The 17,641-nt window shown below is 55.2% G+C and carries 12 protein-coding genes; 11 read left to right on the plus strand and 1 reads right to left on the minus strand.

What is annotated here, in order from left to right; all coding sequences use genetic code 11:
- Positions 1 to 441: 441 nt before the first annotated feature.
- Complete coding sequence (locus VH413_08995) at positions 442 to 885, minus strand: hypothetical protein (GenBank protein HEX3798824.1); 444 nt, start codon at positions 883 to 885, stop codon at positions 442 to 444.
- A gap of 473 nt (positions 886 to 1,358) precedes the next feature.
- On the opposite strand from VH413_08995, the gene VH413_09000 reads away from it, so the two are divergent.
- The 11 genes from VH413_09000 to VH413_09050 all read left to right on the plus strand — a co-directional run bounded on the left by VH413_09000 (position 1,359) and on the right by VH413_09050 (position 17,635).
- Entirely contained in the window at positions 1,359 to 3,089 is a 1,731-nt protein-coding gene (locus tag VH413_09000) for an ABC transporter permease subunit (GenBank protein ID HEX3798825.1), read from the plus strand.
- A gap of 78 nt (positions 3,090 to 3,167) precedes the next feature.
- Complete coding sequence (locus tag VH413_09005) at positions 3,168 to 4,142, plus strand: NAD-dependent epimerase/dehydratase family protein (protein ID HEX3798826.1); 975 nt, start codon at positions 3,168 to 3,170, stop codon at positions 4,140 to 4,142.
- Between the two features lie 279 nt (positions 4,143 to 4,421).
- Positions 4,422 to 5,399 (plus strand): exosortase/archaeosortase family protein, encoded by a 978-nt coding sequence (locus tag VH413_09010; protein ID HEX3798827.1) that lies wholly within the window; start codon positions 4,422 to 4,424, stop codon positions 5,397 to 5,399.
- Positions 5,396 to 6,154: an exosortase-associated EpsI family protein gene (locus VH413_09015; protein HEX3798828.1), complete on the plus strand. Its 759-nt coding sequence runs from the start codon at positions 5,396 to 5,398 to the stop codon at positions 6,152 to 6,154. Before VH413_09010 ends, VH413_09015 begins: the two co-directional genes overlap by 4 nt.
- 114 nt (positions 6,155 to 6,268) lie before the next feature.
- On the plus strand, positions 6,269 to 7,660 hold the full coding sequence (locus VH413_09020; GenBank protein ID HEX3798829.1) for a sugar transferase: 1,392 nt from the start codon (positions 6,269 to 6,271) through the stop codon (positions 7,658 to 7,660).
- Between the two features lie 127 nt (positions 7,661 to 7,787).
- Positions 7,788 to 8,756 (plus strand): UDP-glucuronic acid decarboxylase family protein, encoded by a 969-nt coding sequence (locus tag VH413_09025; GenBank protein HEX3798830.1) that lies wholly within the window; start codon positions 7,788 to 7,790, stop codon positions 8,754 to 8,756.
- A gap of 214 nt (positions 8,757 to 8,970) precedes the next feature.
- The gene (gene pilM / locus VH413_09030) at positions 8,971 to 10,809 is read left to right on the plus strand and encodes a type IV pilus assembly protein PilM (GenBank protein ID HEX3798831.1); all 1,839 of its coding nucleotides are present in this window, start codon (positions 8,971 to 8,973) and stop codon (positions 10,807 to 10,809) included.
- Between the two features lies 1 nt (position 10,810).
- A complete protein-coding gene (locus VH413_09035) occupies positions 10,811 to 11,815 on the plus strand; it encodes an Amuc_1100 family pilus-like protein (GenBank protein ID HEX3798832.1) in 1,005 nt (334 codons plus the stop codon).
- A gap of 8 nt (positions 11,816 to 11,823) precedes the next feature.
- On the plus strand, positions 11,824 to 12,615 hold the full coding sequence (locus VH413_09040; GenBank protein ID HEX3798833.1) for a hypothetical protein: 792 nt from the start codon (positions 11,824 to 11,826) through the stop codon (positions 12,613 to 12,615).
- 53 nt (positions 12,616 to 12,668) lie between these two features.
- Positions 12,669 to 15,368 (plus strand): hypothetical protein, encoded by a 2,700-nt coding sequence (locus tag VH413_09045; protein ID HEX3798834.1) that lies wholly within the window; start codon positions 12,669 to 12,671, stop codon positions 15,366 to 15,368.
- Positions 15,369 to 15,847: 479 nt separating this feature from the next.
- On the plus strand, positions 15,848 to 17,635 hold the full coding sequence (locus tag VH413_09050; GenBank protein HEX3798835.1) for a hypothetical protein: 1,788 nt from the start codon (positions 15,848 to 15,850) through the stop codon (positions 17,633 to 17,635).
- Positions 17,636 to 17,641 lie beyond the last annotated feature (6 nt).

A 17,641-nucleotide genomic window follows, 5' to 3' on the forward strand; every position in this document is an offset into this window, starting at 1 on the left:
TGGGGATGGCACGCGGCGGAGGAACGATGGGAGGTATGAAAGGGCGGTAAACGCGCTTTGAGGCGCGCCTCGCTTCGCTCTATATAGTGGGTAATTTTTTTGGTTGATCCCAGGGTTGGCTCGGGGCGAGCCAACCCTGGGCTTTGTTGCAGAACTTCGTTGAAGTTCTCGGAGGGGGGCTCAAAAACCTGTAGCGCGAAGCGTGGGCCGGTTGTCAGGTAGAATTTGTAGTTGGCGAATGTGTGGCGTCTTTTTAATTCGGAGGGTTCTTTCGTCCTTAGCAGGACTTAATTTGTAAGGAACTTGCACCCAGCCATAAATGGCTGGGCTAAGGTCGGCCGTCCCTGGCGGGACTTCAGAGGAGCGCGACTCGGCTCTGCCTTACGGATGAGGTGGTTTGGGTTTTAAATGAAAGTTCGCGATCGTGGACAGTGAAAATTTTTAACGGGGGGAAGGCGGGAGGTTGCGTGGGCGGATTCGGTTGGTGGGTGGCTGGGGCATGGGGGGCATTTGGAGGTTGGTCAGCTTGGGCAGGTAGCGGCGCAGGCGGTAGAGTCCGCCTTGGGTGGGGAGGGGCTGGGTGACGGTGACGGTGGCGTTGTTGGTGTGGTAGAGGGCGGGGTCTATGGATTGCCAGTCGCCGGTGTCGGCGGGTTGCTGGGTCATGAGTTCCCAAGTGCCCGGGATTTTGGGCCAGGAGATGGTTACGTTGTTGCCGCTGAGGGTGGCGCTGAGGTGCAGGTTGTGGCTGCCGCCGGATAGGAAGGGACTCTTTTCTGCGTTGACGGCGGTGGCGAAGGCAAGCACGGTCAGGAGGCGGACGATTCGGCTGGTGTGGGTTGAAAACATGATCGGATAATCAAGGTATTGGGGATTGGGTTTCAAGTTTCAAGTTTTCAGTTTTCAGCGGGACCACCTCTCCCCGACCCTCTCCCCCGCGGGCGGCGGCGGAGAGGGGGAAGATGGGAACGAGAAGTTTTATGTTTTAAGTTTCAGGTTTTTGTAAATTAAAAATTAAAAATTTAAAATGCAAAATTGGGAATGGGACTCGCGAGGGTTGGGTATGGTTAATGGGGAGTTTCAAGTTTTTGGTTTTCAGTGGGGACCACCTCTCCCCGGCCCTCTCCCCCGCGGACGGTGGCGGAGAGGGGGAAGATGGGAACGAGAAGTTTTATGTTTTAAGTTTCAGGTTTTTATAAATTAAAAATTTAAAAATTAAAAATTAAAAATGTAAAATTGGGAATGGGGGCAGAAGTTTCAAGTTTTCAGTTTTTGGTTTTGTGTAAAAAATCTGAGGAATGTTTCTTTCGGCGATTATAGACAGGGAGTTGCGAATTGCGCTGCGGAAGAATCGCGTGGTGAGGACGCGGCTCATGACGGCGGGTTCGGGGGTGGTGGTGGTGTGTTTGTTTCTGTTGTTTTCCGGGTTGATGGGGTCGCGCGGGCCGGGAAGTGCGTTGCATCGGATTTTATTTTTTGGCGGGCTTTATTTGTCACTGTTGCCGGCGTTGCGGATCAGTGTGGGTTTGTTCAGCGACGAGCGGCGCAATCAGACTTTGGAGTTGTTGTATCTGACGGGCATTGGCGCGTGGGAATTGTTTTTGGGAAAGTTGCTGGGGGGATTGCTGGTGGCGTCGTCGGATTTGCTGGCGCTGATGCCGATGCTGGCGGTGCCGTTTTTTAGCGGCGGTTTGTCGGCGAATTTATTTGTGGCGACGATTGCGTGCTGGCCGGCGTTGTTGTTGTTCACGGTGGCAGTGGGGGTGGTGGGGTCGGTTTTGTGCCGGGAGGATGGGGCGGCGTTTGTTTGCGCGGTGGTGGTTGGGGTGGTGATTTGCGTGGCGGTTCCGCTGCCGTATTATTGCGGGATTTTCACGTCGGGCCTGGCGCCGTTTTCAGCGCGCTGGTTGTGTTTGAGCCCGGCGTACGGGGCGTATTTGGTGGGGATGAATTTTTACGGGGGAACGGTGGGGAGGTTTTGGCTGGCGACGGGGGTGAGCCTGGGGTGGACGTTGTTGTGCCTGGGGTTCGCGGCGGTGTGGCTGAATGGGCATTGGCGGGACACGGAGGCGCGGGATTTGGCGGTGGGCGGCTGGCGCGGGAAATGGATGGGGCTGACGCGGGGTTCGGTGGCGTGGCGGGCGAGGGTGCGGCGGCGCGCGCTGGCGGAAAACGCGTTTCAATGGCTGGCGGAACAGGATAGGCGTCCGGTGCTGCTGGTGTGGGGGTTTGTGGGGGTTCTCGCGGGATTGTGGCTGGTGGCGTGGTCGGCGTGGCCGGATTTTTGGGGAAAGCCGATCGGTTTTTATGTGACGACGGCGATGGCGTTGGCGGGAATCGGATTGGTCGAAACATACGCGGCGGCGCGGGCGATTGGAATTGAGCGGAGGCAGGGGTCGCTGGAGTTATTGCTGACGACGAGCTTGACGCCGGAGGATGTGGTCGAGGGGCAGGTGGCGGCGACGCGGGCGCAGTTCCGGCCGGTGCGCACGGCGATGCTGGGATTGTGCGTGGCGATGACGATTGGGGGATTGCTGTTGCGTCCGTTGACGATGACGGCGGTGATTTCCTATTTACTGGTGTGGAGTTTTTTTTACATGTTGTGTTTGAAATTTACGACCGACAAAATTTTCGTGGGGATGTGGGTGGGCTTGAATACGGGCAGGCCGATCATGGCGGTGGTTCGGCGGAGGAAGAATCAATTTCAATGGTGGTATTGGATTTTTTGGGTGGGAAATTTTGGGAGCCTGCTGACGTGGCTGCGATTGAATCGTTTTCCGACGGGGTCCATCGCGGAACTTTTGGTTGTGGGATTGATGACACTGGTGGTGGTGGCTTTAGTCATAGCGCGCAAATTTTCGCCAGTGGCCACACCGCTGAGAGGGCGGTTGCTGAATGAAATGCGTTCCATCGCGCGGACGCCCTTGCCGGACTCGAACGATCCGGCTTTGCGAAAATGGACGGTGGAGGAACGAGCGCCGGTGACGCTGTCGGCGCGAAGTTATTTCGAGCGAGCATTGACGCTCATGGGGCGAAAGCTCGGACGGCGCTGGGGGCAGTTGCAATATCGTTTGCGGGGACGGTCGTGAGGCGGCCCGCCGTGGAATTATCGGCTTGAATAAATTTGCGCAGTGCTTATGTTGCGCGGCTCTAATACAAGATCAAATATGAGTTCTGGAAAAATTGTCGTTTGCGGTGGCGGTGGATTTATTGGCGGACATTTGGTCGCGGATTTGTTGCGCCAGGGACACAAGGACATCCGGTCGGTGGATCTCAAGCCGATGAAGGAATGGTATCAGGTTTTTCCAAACGTGGAAAATCTGGTGCTGGATCTGGGAGAAAAAGCGGCCTGCGAAAAAGCGCTGGAAGGCGCGCACACCGTTTATAATCTTGCCGCCGACATGGGTGGAATGGGCTTCATCGAAAACAATAAAGCGCTTTGCATGCTGACGGTTTTGATCAACACGCATCTTTGCATGGCGGCAAAACTTCATGGCGTGAAGCGATTTTTTTATGCGTCGTCGGCTTGCGTCTATGCGGCAGACAAGCAGACCAACGCCGACGTGACGGCGTTGAAAGAAGGCGATGCTTATCCCGCGATGCCCGAAGACGGTTACGGCTGGGAAAAACTTTTCAGCGAACGCATGTGCCGGCATTTCCGCGAAGACTTTGGTTTGGCCACGCGCATCGCGCGTTTTCATAATGTCTATGGGCCGTACGGCACTTACGATGGCGGGCGCGAGAAGGCGCCGGCGGCGGTTTGCCGCAAAGTGATCACGGCGAAATTGAGCGGCAAGCATGAGATTGAAATCTGGGGCGACGGCCAGCAGACGCGCAGCTTCATGTATATTGACGATTGCTTGAAAGGGACGCAGGCGATTTTGGCGAGCGATATTTTGGAGCCGATCAATTTGGGGAGCAGCGAATTGGTTTCGATCAATGGGCTGGTGGACATCGTGGAAGGCATCGCGGGCATCAAGCTCAAGCGTTTGTATAATTTAAGCGCGCCCAAAGGTGTGAAAGGCCGCAACAGCGACAATACGCTGATCAAAAAATACCTGGGCTGGGAGCCGAGCGTGCGTTTGCGCGACGGGCTGGAGAAAACATACAACTGGATTTACGGCGAGATGACGAAGAAGTAATTCGACGGTGACGTTTTACTAATGAACAACGCGTTCGATCCGGCCGATCTTCGTCGGCGGAAATGCGGACGCGTCAGGATTTGGCCAAGGAAGGCTGGACGTGATGATTTGCTGTCGTCTCTTGCCACTGTTTCTTGAAAGCCATGATTTTGCAAAAACGCTCAACTTCATGTGATCTTTGTTTGATGATCGCCATCGGCATGGGCGATAGCCTTTGCAGTCCGCGAATTTGATTGAGTAACTCACTCAAATTATGGTCTAAATAGCACCGATAACCGAATGGATAAGAAAGACAATACAGTTGCGCCAGCTCCAAGCTTTTTGGAAGAATTGACGGACAGCTGGCACCAGCTTCCGAATAAGTCGCTGTTTTTCCCGCTGCTGCTGGTGTGGCTGTTGGTATTTCAGTTTTATGGCAATGCGACCTTCGGTTACATCAACTCGGCATCGCTGCTTTATTGGATGTGGTTTACTTATAATAATCCGATGGCACACGGCGAAGATGGCCACGGCAATTTGATTCCATTTCTGGTACTGGGTTTGTTCTGGATGAAACGCAAGGAACTGCTGGTGCTACCGAATCGTGCCTGGTGGCCGGGCGTATTCATGCTGGCTGGAGCGGTGTTGCTTCACATGGCATCGTATGTCATTCAGCAGCCGAAATTATCCATCGTGGCGATGTTCGGGGGCATCTATGCGTTGATGGGAATGGCATGGGGTCCACAATGGCTGCGGAAAAGTGTTTTTCCATTTTTTCTGTTCATGTTCAGCATTCCGATTTCTTCATCGGGCGAGTCAATCACGGTGCCGCTGCGGTTGGCGGTCAGCAAGATCGTGCAAGTCATCAGCCAAAACATTCTGGGATTGGACGTGCAGCGCGAGGGGAATTTATTGTTCAACGCGGCGCACACTTATAGTTACGAAGTGGCCGCCGCCTGCAGTGGACTGCAAAGTTTATTGGCGATCTTCGCGCTGGCCACCATTTACGCGTTCCTTTATTTGGACAAGTCGTGGAAGCGGGTGTTGATGATCGCGATGGCTTTGCCGCTGGCGATGTTGAGCAATGTGGTGCGCCTGATGTGCGTCATCGTGGCCGCGGAATTGTATGGCCAAAAAGGCGGGAATTACGTGCATGATAATTTCTTTTTCAGCATGCTTCCTTATGTGCCGGCCATTATCGGCGTGATGTTCCTTGGCCGCTGGCTACAAGGCAACGAACCTCAAGAGCCCACCGATTTAACTCCCAGGACCGCATGAACAAACAAGCACGCATCATGTTCGGAATTGCGCTGATGATGATGGTCATGGCTAGCACGCTGCTGAAATCCTTGAAAGGCCATCAAAAGCTGGGAGCGCCTGGATTGATTACGTCGGTCATTCCCGATAGCAAGCGGTTGAAAGTTTTTCTCCCGGAGAAAGTGCTCGATTACGATTCCATCATGGTTCCGACGGACACCAATGTGCTCGAAGGCTTGCCCCATGACACCAGCTTTGCCCAGCGCCGATTTTTGAGCCCAGACAAGAATAGCATGATGCTGCTCAATGTGGTTTTAATGGGCGCAGACCGCACCAGCATTCACAAGCCGCAATTCTGCCTGGCCGGCAGCGGATGGGACATTGACGCCTCAGAATCACATAGCGATACCGTGCGCGTGGAGAGTCCGCATCCTTATGATTTGCCGGTGATGCGCCTGCTGAGCACGCGGCTTACCAAAGGCACGGGTGAGGACAGCAAACGGATTCGCGGCATTTACGTTTACTGGTTCGTGGCCGACCATGACCTGACCTCGAGCCATGTTTCACGCATGTGGAAAACCACCACGCATCTGCTTCGCACCGGGGAATTGGAACGCTGGGCTTATGTGAGTTGTTTCTCGGTTTGCTGGCCGGGTGAAGAAGAGGCGACTTATGCGCGCATGAAGAAATTCATTGCGGACGCAGTGCCGAAGTTTCAACTGTCGGCGGGCCCGCAAGTGGCCGCGCGCGAGCCGGAGCAAACGGCATCGCGATAACAGTGAATAATTTTAGCGCTTCGGGAACGAAGGTGCAACCAACGGATATTTGGTTGCACCCGGCGAGCCGATTGGCTACGGATGTATTTTAGAAACTGACAGAAAGCGAAAAAAATGCTGCGGCGCCATCGCCAGATAAAAACGCAAATCCAACAGGCCATTGATGCCGGCTTGTTTGGCGTCGGCTTCTGGATCGCATGGCTGTTGCGATCCAACCCGGACATCATGGCGTACCTGGGGCTCAACCCGGTCCATAGTTTCGGTTCGTACTTCTGGCTTTATTTCGTATTGATTTTCTCGGGCCCGCTGGTGCTGGAAGCGCAGGGATTTTACGACCGGCCGTTGCTCTCACCGCGGCGTGCGATGCTTTGGCCGTTGTTCAAAGGCTGTCTGATTTCCACCGTCTGTCTCATCATCGTGATCTTTTTCCTGCGCCTGGAACTGGCGCGCGCCATCGCGATCATGTTCGGCTTGATCACCTTCTGCCTGATCCTGTTGAAGGAAGAACTGGCGCGGGTGGGGCTGCGAAGCAAGTTTGCGCAATCCCAGTTGCAACGGCGGTTCATCCTGGTCGGCACGCCGGACGAGACGGCCCGGATGCGCGAAGATTTGACGGTTACGAATGAGGATGGCGTGGTGGTCTTCGCGGAATTGGACCTCAATCAAAGTTCGGTGGACCATCTGAGCGATTTGCTGCATGAACATTCGGCCAACGGTGTCATTCTGAGCGCGCGGCATAATTATTTCGAAAAAGTAGAGAGCGCCATCAGCACGTGCGAACAGGAAGGCGTGGAAGTGTGGCTGATTGCTGACATCTTCAAGGCCCAGATTTCGCGCACGAGCTTCGATGATTTTCACGGGCGTCCGGTGTTGATTTTTCGCACGGCGCCGGAAGCCTCGTGGCAGCGGGTTCTCAAGCAGTGCTTCGATTATATCGTGACCCTGGTCGCGCTGGTTCCTGGCTCGATTCTTTTTGGCATCATCGCCTTGTTGATCAAACTCACTTCGCCCGGGCCGATTCTTTTTCGCCAGCAGCGGTGCGGGTTGAATGGCCAGCCGTTCACCATTTTTAAATTCCGCACGATGGTGACCGATGCCGAGCAGCGCCAGCATGAATTGGCCGCGATGAATGAGATGTCCGGCCCGGTCTTCAAGATGACCAACGACCCGCGCATCACCACGGTCGGCAAATGGCTGCGCAAATTCAGCTTTGATGAATTGCCGCAGCTCTTCAACGTGCTCCGAGGCGAGATGAGCATCGTGGGGCCGCGGCCACTGCCGGTGGATGAGGTCAAGCGTTTCGACGATCTGGCGCATCGCCGCCGCCTGAGCGTGAAGCCCGGCCTTACCTGCCTGTGGCAAATCAGCGGGCGCAATAACGTCTCCGATTTCAAAGACTGGGTGCGGCTCGATTTGGAATATATTGATAATTGGTCGTTATGGCTGGACTTGAAAATTATTTGGCGTACTATTCCCGTGATCATGATTGGAACGGGCGCGAAATAATTTGTTTTTTCGCGTCCAGGCGAAATGTTTTAAACTCTTGAACGCGACCAATAGCCGGCAGCCGAAAAAAGATGTAACCGTGGTTGACCTTCCGGCCCATTCCCCTTAAACATTCCGCACCAAAATTATGCCTGCGAAGAAAAAACGGCCCGCGAAAAGTTCCCAGCCTTGTTCGGTAGTCACCGGCGGCGCGGGTTTTCTCGGCTCTCATCTGACCGACCTGCTGCTCTCTCGCGGACATAAAGTCATTGCCATAGATAATTTTGTCACCGGCTCGGTGGACAACATCTCGCATCTGAGCGGCAACCCGAATTTCAAGTTCATCCAGCAGGACGTCACCGAGTTTCTTTTCATGCACGACGCGGTGGATTTTGTCTGGCACTTCGCCTCGCCCGCCAGCCCGATTGATTACCTGGAAATACCCATCCAGACCTTGAAAGTCGGCTCACTGGGCACGCACAAGGCGCTGGGTTTGGCGAAGAACAAGGGCGCGCGGCTGTTGCTGGCGTCCACCTCGGAAATTTACGGCGACCCGCTGGTTCATCCGCAGCGCGAGGATTACTGGGGCAACGTCAACACCATCGGCCCGCGCGGTTGCTATGATGAAGCCAAGCGGTTCGCCGAGGCGATGGTCATGGCCTATCATCGCGAGCACAAAGTGGAGACGCGCATCGTGCGCATCTTCAATACCTACGGCCCGCGCATGCGTTTGCGGGACGGGCGGGTGGTTCCGGCCTTCATCAGCCAGGCATTGACCAATAAGCCGATAACCATCTTCGGCGAGGGCAAACAGACGCGCAGTTTTTGTTACGTTTCCGATTTGATTGAAGGCATTTACCGATTAATGAACAGTTCGACCGCTGAACCTGTCAATATTGGTAACCCGCATGAGATGACGATGCTCCAATTTGCCGAGGAGATCATTCGGGCAACGGGGTCGCGAAGCCGCATCACCCACAAGCCGTTGCCGCAGGATGATCCCAAGCAGAGGAAGCCGGACATCACGCGGGCGAAGACGTTGTTGCAATGGGAACCGAAAGTGCCCTTAAAGGAGGGGCTGAAAAAAACCATCGAGTATTTCCGCGGCAAAGTGTAAGTGTAAGCGGACATCCAAAGGCGCGCGGCGTTTCCGAGAAATGCCGAGGTTAAGAAAAGCGCGGCAGCCAAAATATTATTTAAGAAAGTCGGGAAAAGAATATTTTATGTTTGACCATCCGCCAGATTTTCAGTAACCACCACGAATTACTTTCTCAAAGAATGGTTTGGCGGACATGCCGCGAAGTTGTTTATGAGAGGCAAACTAAAATTGAATGTTAAATTCTAAGTCATTCTTGACGGTTGATTTCGGGGCGGGAAGCCTCAAGTTGGCCGAGTTCGAAGTCAATGAAGTTGGCGGGTTGCGGTTGAAGCAATACGGGCTCAAGTCGCTGGGCGCAGAAGGCTCCAAGGAAGAAACCCGCGAAGGTGTGATGCAGAAGGCCCTGCAGGAATTGATTTCCGAAAAGGGTGTCCGCGCCAAGGACGTCAATGTTTGCGCCCCCGGCTTCCACGTTTTTTCCAAGTTCGTCAAACTCCCTCCGGTAGATACTTCCAAGGTCACTCAAATCATCCAGTACGAAGCCCAGCAGAATGTCCCATTCCCGCTGGCGGAAGTCGTCTGGGATTACCAAATCCTCGGTTCGACCTCCACGGGCGAGTTGGAAGTCCTGCTCGTGGCGATCAAGTCGGACATCGTCGAAGGTTTGTTCCGCGTGACGGAATCGGCGGGCTTGCGTTTGCAACTGGCGGACGTTTCGCCGGCGTCCCTGTGCAATGCGTTTCGTTATAATTATCCGGACCTTGATGATTGCACGATGCTTTTGGACATCGGAGCCAAGACCAGCAATTTGTTGTTCTTCGAGAAGGGCAAAGTTTATTCCCGCAGCATCAACCTTGGTGCGAATTCCATCACGCAGGATTTTGCAAATGAGAAGAAGCTCGCGTGGGGCGATGCTGAGAAGAAGAAAATCGCCGAGGGTTTCGTGAGTTTGGGCGGCGCGTACGAAGAGCCGGAAAATCCCGACCAGGCGGCCATTTCCAAGATTGCGCGCCAGTTCATGACGCGGTTGCACATCCAGGTCAACCAGACGATGCAGTTTTATCGCGGCCAGCAGGGCGGTTCGGCGCCGCAGCGGCTGTTCCTGTCGGGCGGCGCGTCCCTGATGCCTTATACGGCGCAATTTTTCGCGGAAAAATTGAATGTGCCCGTCGAATATTTCAACCCGTTCCGCAACGTCCAGATTGACCCATCCATCAACCTGGAAGAACTCGCGCGCGTGGCGCATTCATTGGGTGAAGTCGTGGGCCTGGGGTTGCGCAATCTGGCGCATTGCCCGGTGGAATTGAATTTGATGCCGGACAGCACCTTGAGCTGGGTGCAGTTCAACCAGAAGAAGCCTTATTTCATCGCCACGGTGTTCAGTCTCGTGCTGGTGGTGTTCCTCTCCAGCTTCGTCTTCAAGAAATTGGCCGCGATCAACCGCGCGGAGTTGGATAAGTTGACCGCGGACATCCAGCCGCAGCAACAAAAGGAAACGCAATTCAAGCAGGCGCGCGGGGAGTTGGACAAGGCCCGCCAAACGGCAGACCAATTTGCAAATTGGATTGATCAACGCTATTTCTGGGCGGACACCTTGACGGAGTTGCACAAAATTCTCATCCAGGTCGAAGCCACCACCGGCAGCACGCTCAATCAACCGACTGGCGTCTGGATCGAAAAATTTATTTCCTACGCGCCGGTGGCGGAAGATCCCAATGCGCAGCCCGGCATGAATCCCACGCCCGGCTACAATCCAAATAATAATTACCGGCCGACGCGCCGCGGCGAGATGGCCCCGCCGCCCGTGGCGCCGGTGGCGCCGGCTGCCGGTGTGCCCGACACGAATGAAGTCTCGGTCATCACGGTATTATTTCGCGGCGTGAACCTTGCCAGTCCCACGCTGCCCTCGGCGAACTCCGACATCGCTTACGCGGTGGAGAGCGCGCTTAAGGCCGACCCGCTTTTTGACAAGGACGGAACCCAACTCTCCGGCACCATTGACCCTGTTGATGCAACCGGGACGTTCACTTTCGGGGTGAACCTGAAATTGAAACACCCATTGAAGTTATAGTATGGCCTGGATTAAGCGGAATTTATATTTTGTCATCGGCAGTGTCATCGCGCTCGCATTGATGGGCGTGGGGGGATATTACCTTTATACGCAGATAGCCGACGAAAGCTCGGTGTCTGACCAGATCAAGGCGCAATACGCCGAACTGGATCGCCTGGTGGGGCAGAACCCGCACCCGGGAAATGACACGATCAATAACATTCAGGCCGCGAAAGACCAGGCGGCCGCCCTGCGTGCCTACGTTAAAAAAGTTCAGCCCTACTTCCAGCCGATCCCGCCGGTTCCTGAATCCGAAACGACCAACCGGATTTCCGATCGTGAGTTTGCCTCCAGCCTGCGCATCACGATTTCCCAGTTGCAACATCTGGCAACGAATCAAAGCGTGCAGTTGCCCCCGGATTATTATTTCACCTTTGAAGCGCAGCGGAAGATCATGAATTTCGACGCGGCCAGCATTGGGCAACTGGCGCAGCATCTCGGCGAGATCAAGACGATCTGCGAATTGCTCTTCGACGCCAAAGTGAATTCGCTCGACAGCATCCGCCGCGAAATTGTCTCTCCCAATGACGACAGCCCGCCGGATTACCTGACGCAAAAAACCGTTTCGACTCCGCTGGCCGACCTGACGCCTTACGAGATCACGTTCCGTTGTTTCAGTTCCGAGTTGGCGATTGTGCTAGCCAATTTCGCCAGTTCCACCAACGCGTTTTTAGTCAAGACCATCAATGTGGAACCGTCCGGCGTGGGAACGATGGCGGACGAGCAGGGCGGTTCTGCGTTCGCGAATCAGCCGATTCCGCCGAGCCGGATGCCTGTTCCGTATAATCCGTATCGCGGCGGCTACCCAGGAATGCGCCGGGGGGACGTGCCGCCACCGGCAGCCATGATGCCTGCGCCGGTCGCGCCGGTCAGCCACAGCGGACCGCAGGTGATCCTCAATGAACATCCGTTGCGCGTGACCCTGACGTTGCAGGTGGTCAAAATCAAGCCGCTTGCGGCAAAATAAGGTTTCTCATGGAGTTCATTAAGAAGAATTACGAAAAAGTCATCCTTGGCTTCGTGTTGTTAATCCTGACCGCCGCCACTTGCGGGCTGCCGATTTTCATTTCCAACAAGCGCGCGGCGTTGGAGGCGGCGCGGACGAATCGAAAGCCCAATCCCAAGCCCTTGGCGGCGGCGGACATGACGCTGGAAGACGAAGCCTTGCAGCGTGAGCAAACCCCGCTTCATCTCGATTACACGACCAAGCATAACATCTTCAATCCAGTGGTCTGGAAACGGAATCCGGATGGCACCGTTCACAAATACATAACGGGAAATGAAGAAGGCATCGGCGCGCTGGAAGTGGTGAACATCAAGCCGCTATATCTGGAATTGAGTTACGGTTCACCCAGCGCCAATGGTTATTTCATCAACATCGAACGCCAGGGAGCATTGCGTTCGGACAAACGCCACACGCAAAGTCTGGTGAGCAAGGACAGCCCGGGCGAGTTGATCAGCTTGCACAATGTCGTCGGACCGCCGGATCATCCCACGCAGCTGGAGTTGGAATGGAAGGAAACTTCCGAGCCGATCACGCTCTCGACCGACAAACCATTTCGCAAAGTTGAAAGCTACTCAGCGGATTTGAAGTATCCGCCAGAGAATAAAAGCTGGAACGACCAGCGCGTCGGTTCGCGCCCGCTGTTTTTCGCCAATGGTTCTTACAATATCGTTGCCATCACTGAATCCAATGTTGTAGTGTTGGCCGAATCAAACAAAAAGAAAACCACTATTACTTTGCACCCTGCAACTGAACCGCGTTGAAGTTTCTGCCAAACGCCACTAAACCCATGATAAATGCCTCAAAATCGTTCTGTTTGATTCTGCTTGCCCTTGCCGTATCCGGCTCCGGACTTAAAGCCCAACCCGCTTCTGATACCCCGGTCGTAACCGCGGAACGTGAAGCCATCGTTCGTCAGGCTGATACCATTGCCTTGCGTCAAACATTGGTCATCGCGCAAAGCGCGCGCGCGCGGGGAGACCTGCTGGCGGCCAATAAAGCTTACGAGAAATGTTACGACTTGGTGCAGCGCATCGGTTCCGGTGTCGAGCCCGAAGCCACGCAGACGATTTCCGGGCTGTCGAGTGTGTTGCTGGATCTCGCTCGCGAATGCCAGCGCCATCAGGATTACAAGGCGGCGGAAGAGCGCGTGAATCGCGTGCTGGTAGTTGATCCGCAAAACCGGGTCGCCCTTGAATTCAAACGGCAAAATCGCCAGTTGCTCGAAGCGCAGGCGGGAACTATTCCGAGCCAGGAACTGATCGAACGCCTCCCGTCTTTCCGCACCAACGAAATCGAGATCGCCACGATGGTGCAGGATGGCAAACTGCTTTTTGAAGCCGGGAAGATTGATGAAGCCGAAGACAAGTTGAACCAGGCTTATTTGCAAGACCCTTCAAACGTCGCCGCCTATCAGTACCTTCAGTTGATCCGCCAGCATCGCATGGCGGACGCGGCGCGCGCGGGCGAATTGGAAAACGCCAACAGCCTGATTAAAGTTGAAAAGGAATGGACCAAAGACGCGCGCACTGGTGAATTGTTGCCGCACCCGAACATGTTCGCGCGGACGAATCTTGTTCACACCGGCAGCGGCCGCCAGGTGATCATGTCCAAGCTTGACCGCATCCATATTGATGCCATCAAGTATGACAATCTGCCGCTGCCCGAAGTGATCAATAATCTTGCGGATTTGGCCCGGGCTCGCGACCCAGATAAAACCGGCATCAATTTCCTGGTGGATCACCAGGCGCCAGCCAGCGCTCCCTCAGCGGTCGGGGCGATTGATCCGGCGACCGGACTGCCCGTGGCTCCGCTGCCGACGGAACAGGCGGACATTGGCGGGGTCAATGTAAGAATCACTCCTGGACTGAATGATGTCCGTCTTGCGGACGTGCTCGACGCCATCGTTTTGGCGTCGGACAAGCCGATCAAATATTCCGTTTTGGATTATGCGATTGTTTTCTCATTGCGCGGGCCGGAATTGGCTTCGCTCGAGACCCGGACCTTCCGCGTGGACCCGAATACGTTCCGCCAGGGATTGCAAAGTGTGGAAGGCATTCCTTTTGCGAATGTGACGACCAGTAGCGGCAGTGGCGGTGGCGGTGGTTCCAGTGGCGGCGGCGGCCAGGGCGGCAGCGGCAGCACCACCACGGTGTTGCCTCAGGTCAACGTAACGGGCGCGCAGATCAGCACGACGGGTGGTGGCGGCGGCGGCGGCCAAACTGGCGGTGGCGGGCAAGGCGGTAGCACGGGTGCGGGGCTGGCGTATGTGACCGGTTCGAGCAATTTATTGTCGGGTGAACAAACTCTGGTGCGCAGTTTCTTTGCCTCCATCGGCATTGATACCGCCTCAAACAATCCGGCCAATATCGGGAAGATGTTCGTCTTCAATGATCGCAAAGGCATCCTCACGGTGCGCGCGACGTCCGCGGAATTGGACATGATTGACGCCGCAATCCAGGCGCTCAACCAGGCTCCGCCGGAAATCAACATCAAGGCGAAGTTCATCGAAATCACCGAGGATGACAATCGCGCCTTGGGCTTTAATTGGTTTCTTGGAAACACCCAAATCGGCGGCACGCTGGCATCCGGCGGCACGCAACCGAGTTTCTCGGGTTCGCCTTCGACAGGCAACCCGGAAGGAACCTTTCCGGGTTCATTGCTGGGCGCCACGACGACCGCTCCGGCTACGACCGATGGCAATGTAACTTCGGGCTTGCGGAATATTTTCGGACCTTTAGGCAATACGACGCCAACGGTGGCATCAGTTACCGGCATTCTCACCGACCCGCAGTTTAAGGTGGCGATTCAAGCGTTGGAACAGCGTGACGGCGTGGACGAATTGAATGCGCCGGAAGTCACGACGGAAAGCGGGCGCCAGGCGCAGATTCAGGCGGTAGATGTGCAGACGATTGTCACCGGCCAGACCATTGGCGCAACTCCCGGCGCGGGCGCTGGAGTTTCGGGCGTGGCCAACGGTCTTAACAGCCCCATTGTCCAAACGCCGATTGCGAACAATTATCAAACCCAGCCTCTGCCATTCGGCCCGGTGCTGGACGTGATCCCTTATGTTTCATCGGATGAATATTCGGTTCAGATGACGCTGATTCCGACGATTACCGAATTTATCGGTTACGATGATCCGGGCCAATTCGTACCTTCGGCATTGGTTTCCGGCCAGACTGGCAATGCCTCGCTGACGGCGGTGCTGCCGCTGCCGCATTTCCGCCTGCGCGAAGTGATCACTTCGGTGACGGTTTGGGATTCGCAGACGGTGGTCCTCGGCGGTTTGATGACCGACGTGGTCACCAAGATCAAAGACAAGGTTCCGATGCTGGGAGATTTGCCGCTGGTCGGCCGGTTGTTCCAGAGCCAGTCTTCGAGCAAGTCGAAGAAGAACCTGATGATCTTCGTCACTCCCACCATCATCAATCCGGATGGCACGAGGTACCACTCGGACGACGAGATGCCGTTCCTGCAAAGTGTCGGCGCAGCGCCGAAGATTACGGCACATTAACCCGGAGATTTGGATTTGAAATCCTTTTACTGTCACGGATGCGCATCTGGTAAAAGGATTCAAACTCGAATGAATACTCCAACCGAGAACGGCCTGAAGCTGTGTTTTCCTCCGTCAGCCATCAAAGTCAACTGACCGCCACCCGCCGCATCGGCGCGCGCCGGAGCGCGCGCGGGCGTGGTGCTGGGAGGCATTTTTTTCGGTGCATGAAAAACCTTTTAACAAGTCGTCACGGGCCGGGTTTTGTACGGCGTGAAGCGTTTTTTGTTCCAAGTATTCATGGACAAAACGTGATGGGCTGGTTAAACTCCATTGAAAATCTTATGTCACAACTGCAGCGCGCTTGTAAAACGCTGGGGGGATTGGCTCTTTTTGTCGCCTTTCCAGCTCTGGTTTTTTCCCAGTCCACAAATTCAACTAATTTTTACGCGGTACAGGGGGCGGAATATGCACCGGTAGGAGTATTGGCGGGAGACCAGATGAATCCCTCCATCAGCGTCAATACCAGCGGCGGTTTGATGGCCTGGCAGGACAATATCACCGACGGTGACGGCTATGGCATCAGCGCGGTTTGGGTGGACAAAAATTTCACTCCCAAGTTCAGCCCGTTCCGCGTCAATGTGACCGGCGCTAATGACCAGGAAAATCCGCAGGTGGCTTTGCTGGCCAATGGCGGCGCAGCGATTGTGTGGCAGGGCGGGCCGCAGAGTTTTCAGCATATCTTTGCGCGCTTCCTTTCTTCGAGCAACGTGTGGATCAATCCCACAGACGTCATGGTCAATGGGGCCACGAATGTTTATCAATCCGACCCGGCGGTGGCAGTCTTGGCGAACGGCAACCTGATTGTCACGTGGTCGAGTTACGGCCAGGACAATGCGGATGGCATGCAGGGAGTTTACGCGCAGATTCTTTCACCCGCCGGGCAAAAAGTCGGCACGGAATTTCAAGTCAATCAAACGACGCCTTTCAATCAGCGCACACCGGCGATCGCGGCATTTCCGAACGGCAACTTTATCGTCTCGTGGATTTCGGAACTACAACGCTCGTCGCAGGCGGTGGATTCCCAAGGCCTCTCCAGTTCGGGAAATAACAGCGTGGATGTTTACGCGCGCGCATTCGATTCGACCGGCACTGCTTTGACGACCAGCATGGGATCGGAATTCATGATCAATACGGCCTCGAACGTCTGCGCCAACCCGGCGGTGGCGGTTGCTTCCGATAATTCTTTCATCGTCACCTGGTCGCAAAAAGATGTCGCGGTGGCTAATAACAGTTGGGATGTGTTCGAGCGGCAGTTCAGTTCTGCCGGCACGGGCGGAGCGGTGCAACTAGTCAACTCCCAGCAGTTCGGCGATCAATTCGCGCCCAGGATCAGTTCGCTCGGGACGGATTATTTGGTGGTGTGGACCAGTCTTGGCCAGGATGGCTCGCGTGAAGGTGTTTTTGGCCAGTTCCTCAAGGGTGATGGCTCGCGCGCAGGCGGTGAACAGCAGGTGAACACGACGGTTTTGAATCAGCAGGAATTTCCTTCGGTGGCGGCCGATGGCGTGGGTAAATTTTTCGTCGCCTGGTCCGGCTTCACCAAGGCCCAGAATTCTCTCGATCTGTATGTGCAGCGCTACGCCACGACGGTGCAGCCGCTGTCGGCGCCGAGTGCGCCGTATGTGCTCGCGGTCGCCCAAAATATTTTGAGCGTCTCGTGGCCTCCAGTGCAGGGACTGGATGTGAGTTCTTATGAGTTGTTCGTGGATGGTTCAACCACGGGAGTGATTGTCACTAACGAGATGTGGTCGGGCACTCAATTCAATCCCGGCAGCGCGCATACATTCCAACTGGCGTACGTCCTCACTGATGGCCGGACTTCCCCGCTTTCAGTGGCAGCAACCGGAAAGACATTTGGTTTTGATAACAATTTTGACGGATTGCCGGACGATTGGCAGACGCTGTATTTTGGGGCGAATCAGAAAAACTGGCCCGGGCCGCAGGCAGTTCTCGCCCCCGGTGTGACGGTGCTGGATGTTTTCCTGTGGGGCGCCGATCCGAACAATCCCAACACCTGGTTGAAACAATGGATTACGCAAACGTCGCAAGGATTATTCCTGAACTGGAACACGGTGGCGGGCGGCATCTATCAAGTGCAATCCACGACGGATTTCAAGACCTGGACCAACGTGGGTTCGCCGCGCTTCGAGGCTGGCACCAGCGACTCGATATACCTTGGGCAGGCAAACAAGAGTTACTTTAAGATCGTTCGAAATCGGTATTAAGATTCA

Source organism: Verrucomicrobiia bacterium (genome assembly GCA_036268055.1).
Lineage (GTDB): Bacteria > Verrucomicrobiota > Verrucomicrobiia > Limisphaerales > Pedosphaeraceae > DATAUW01.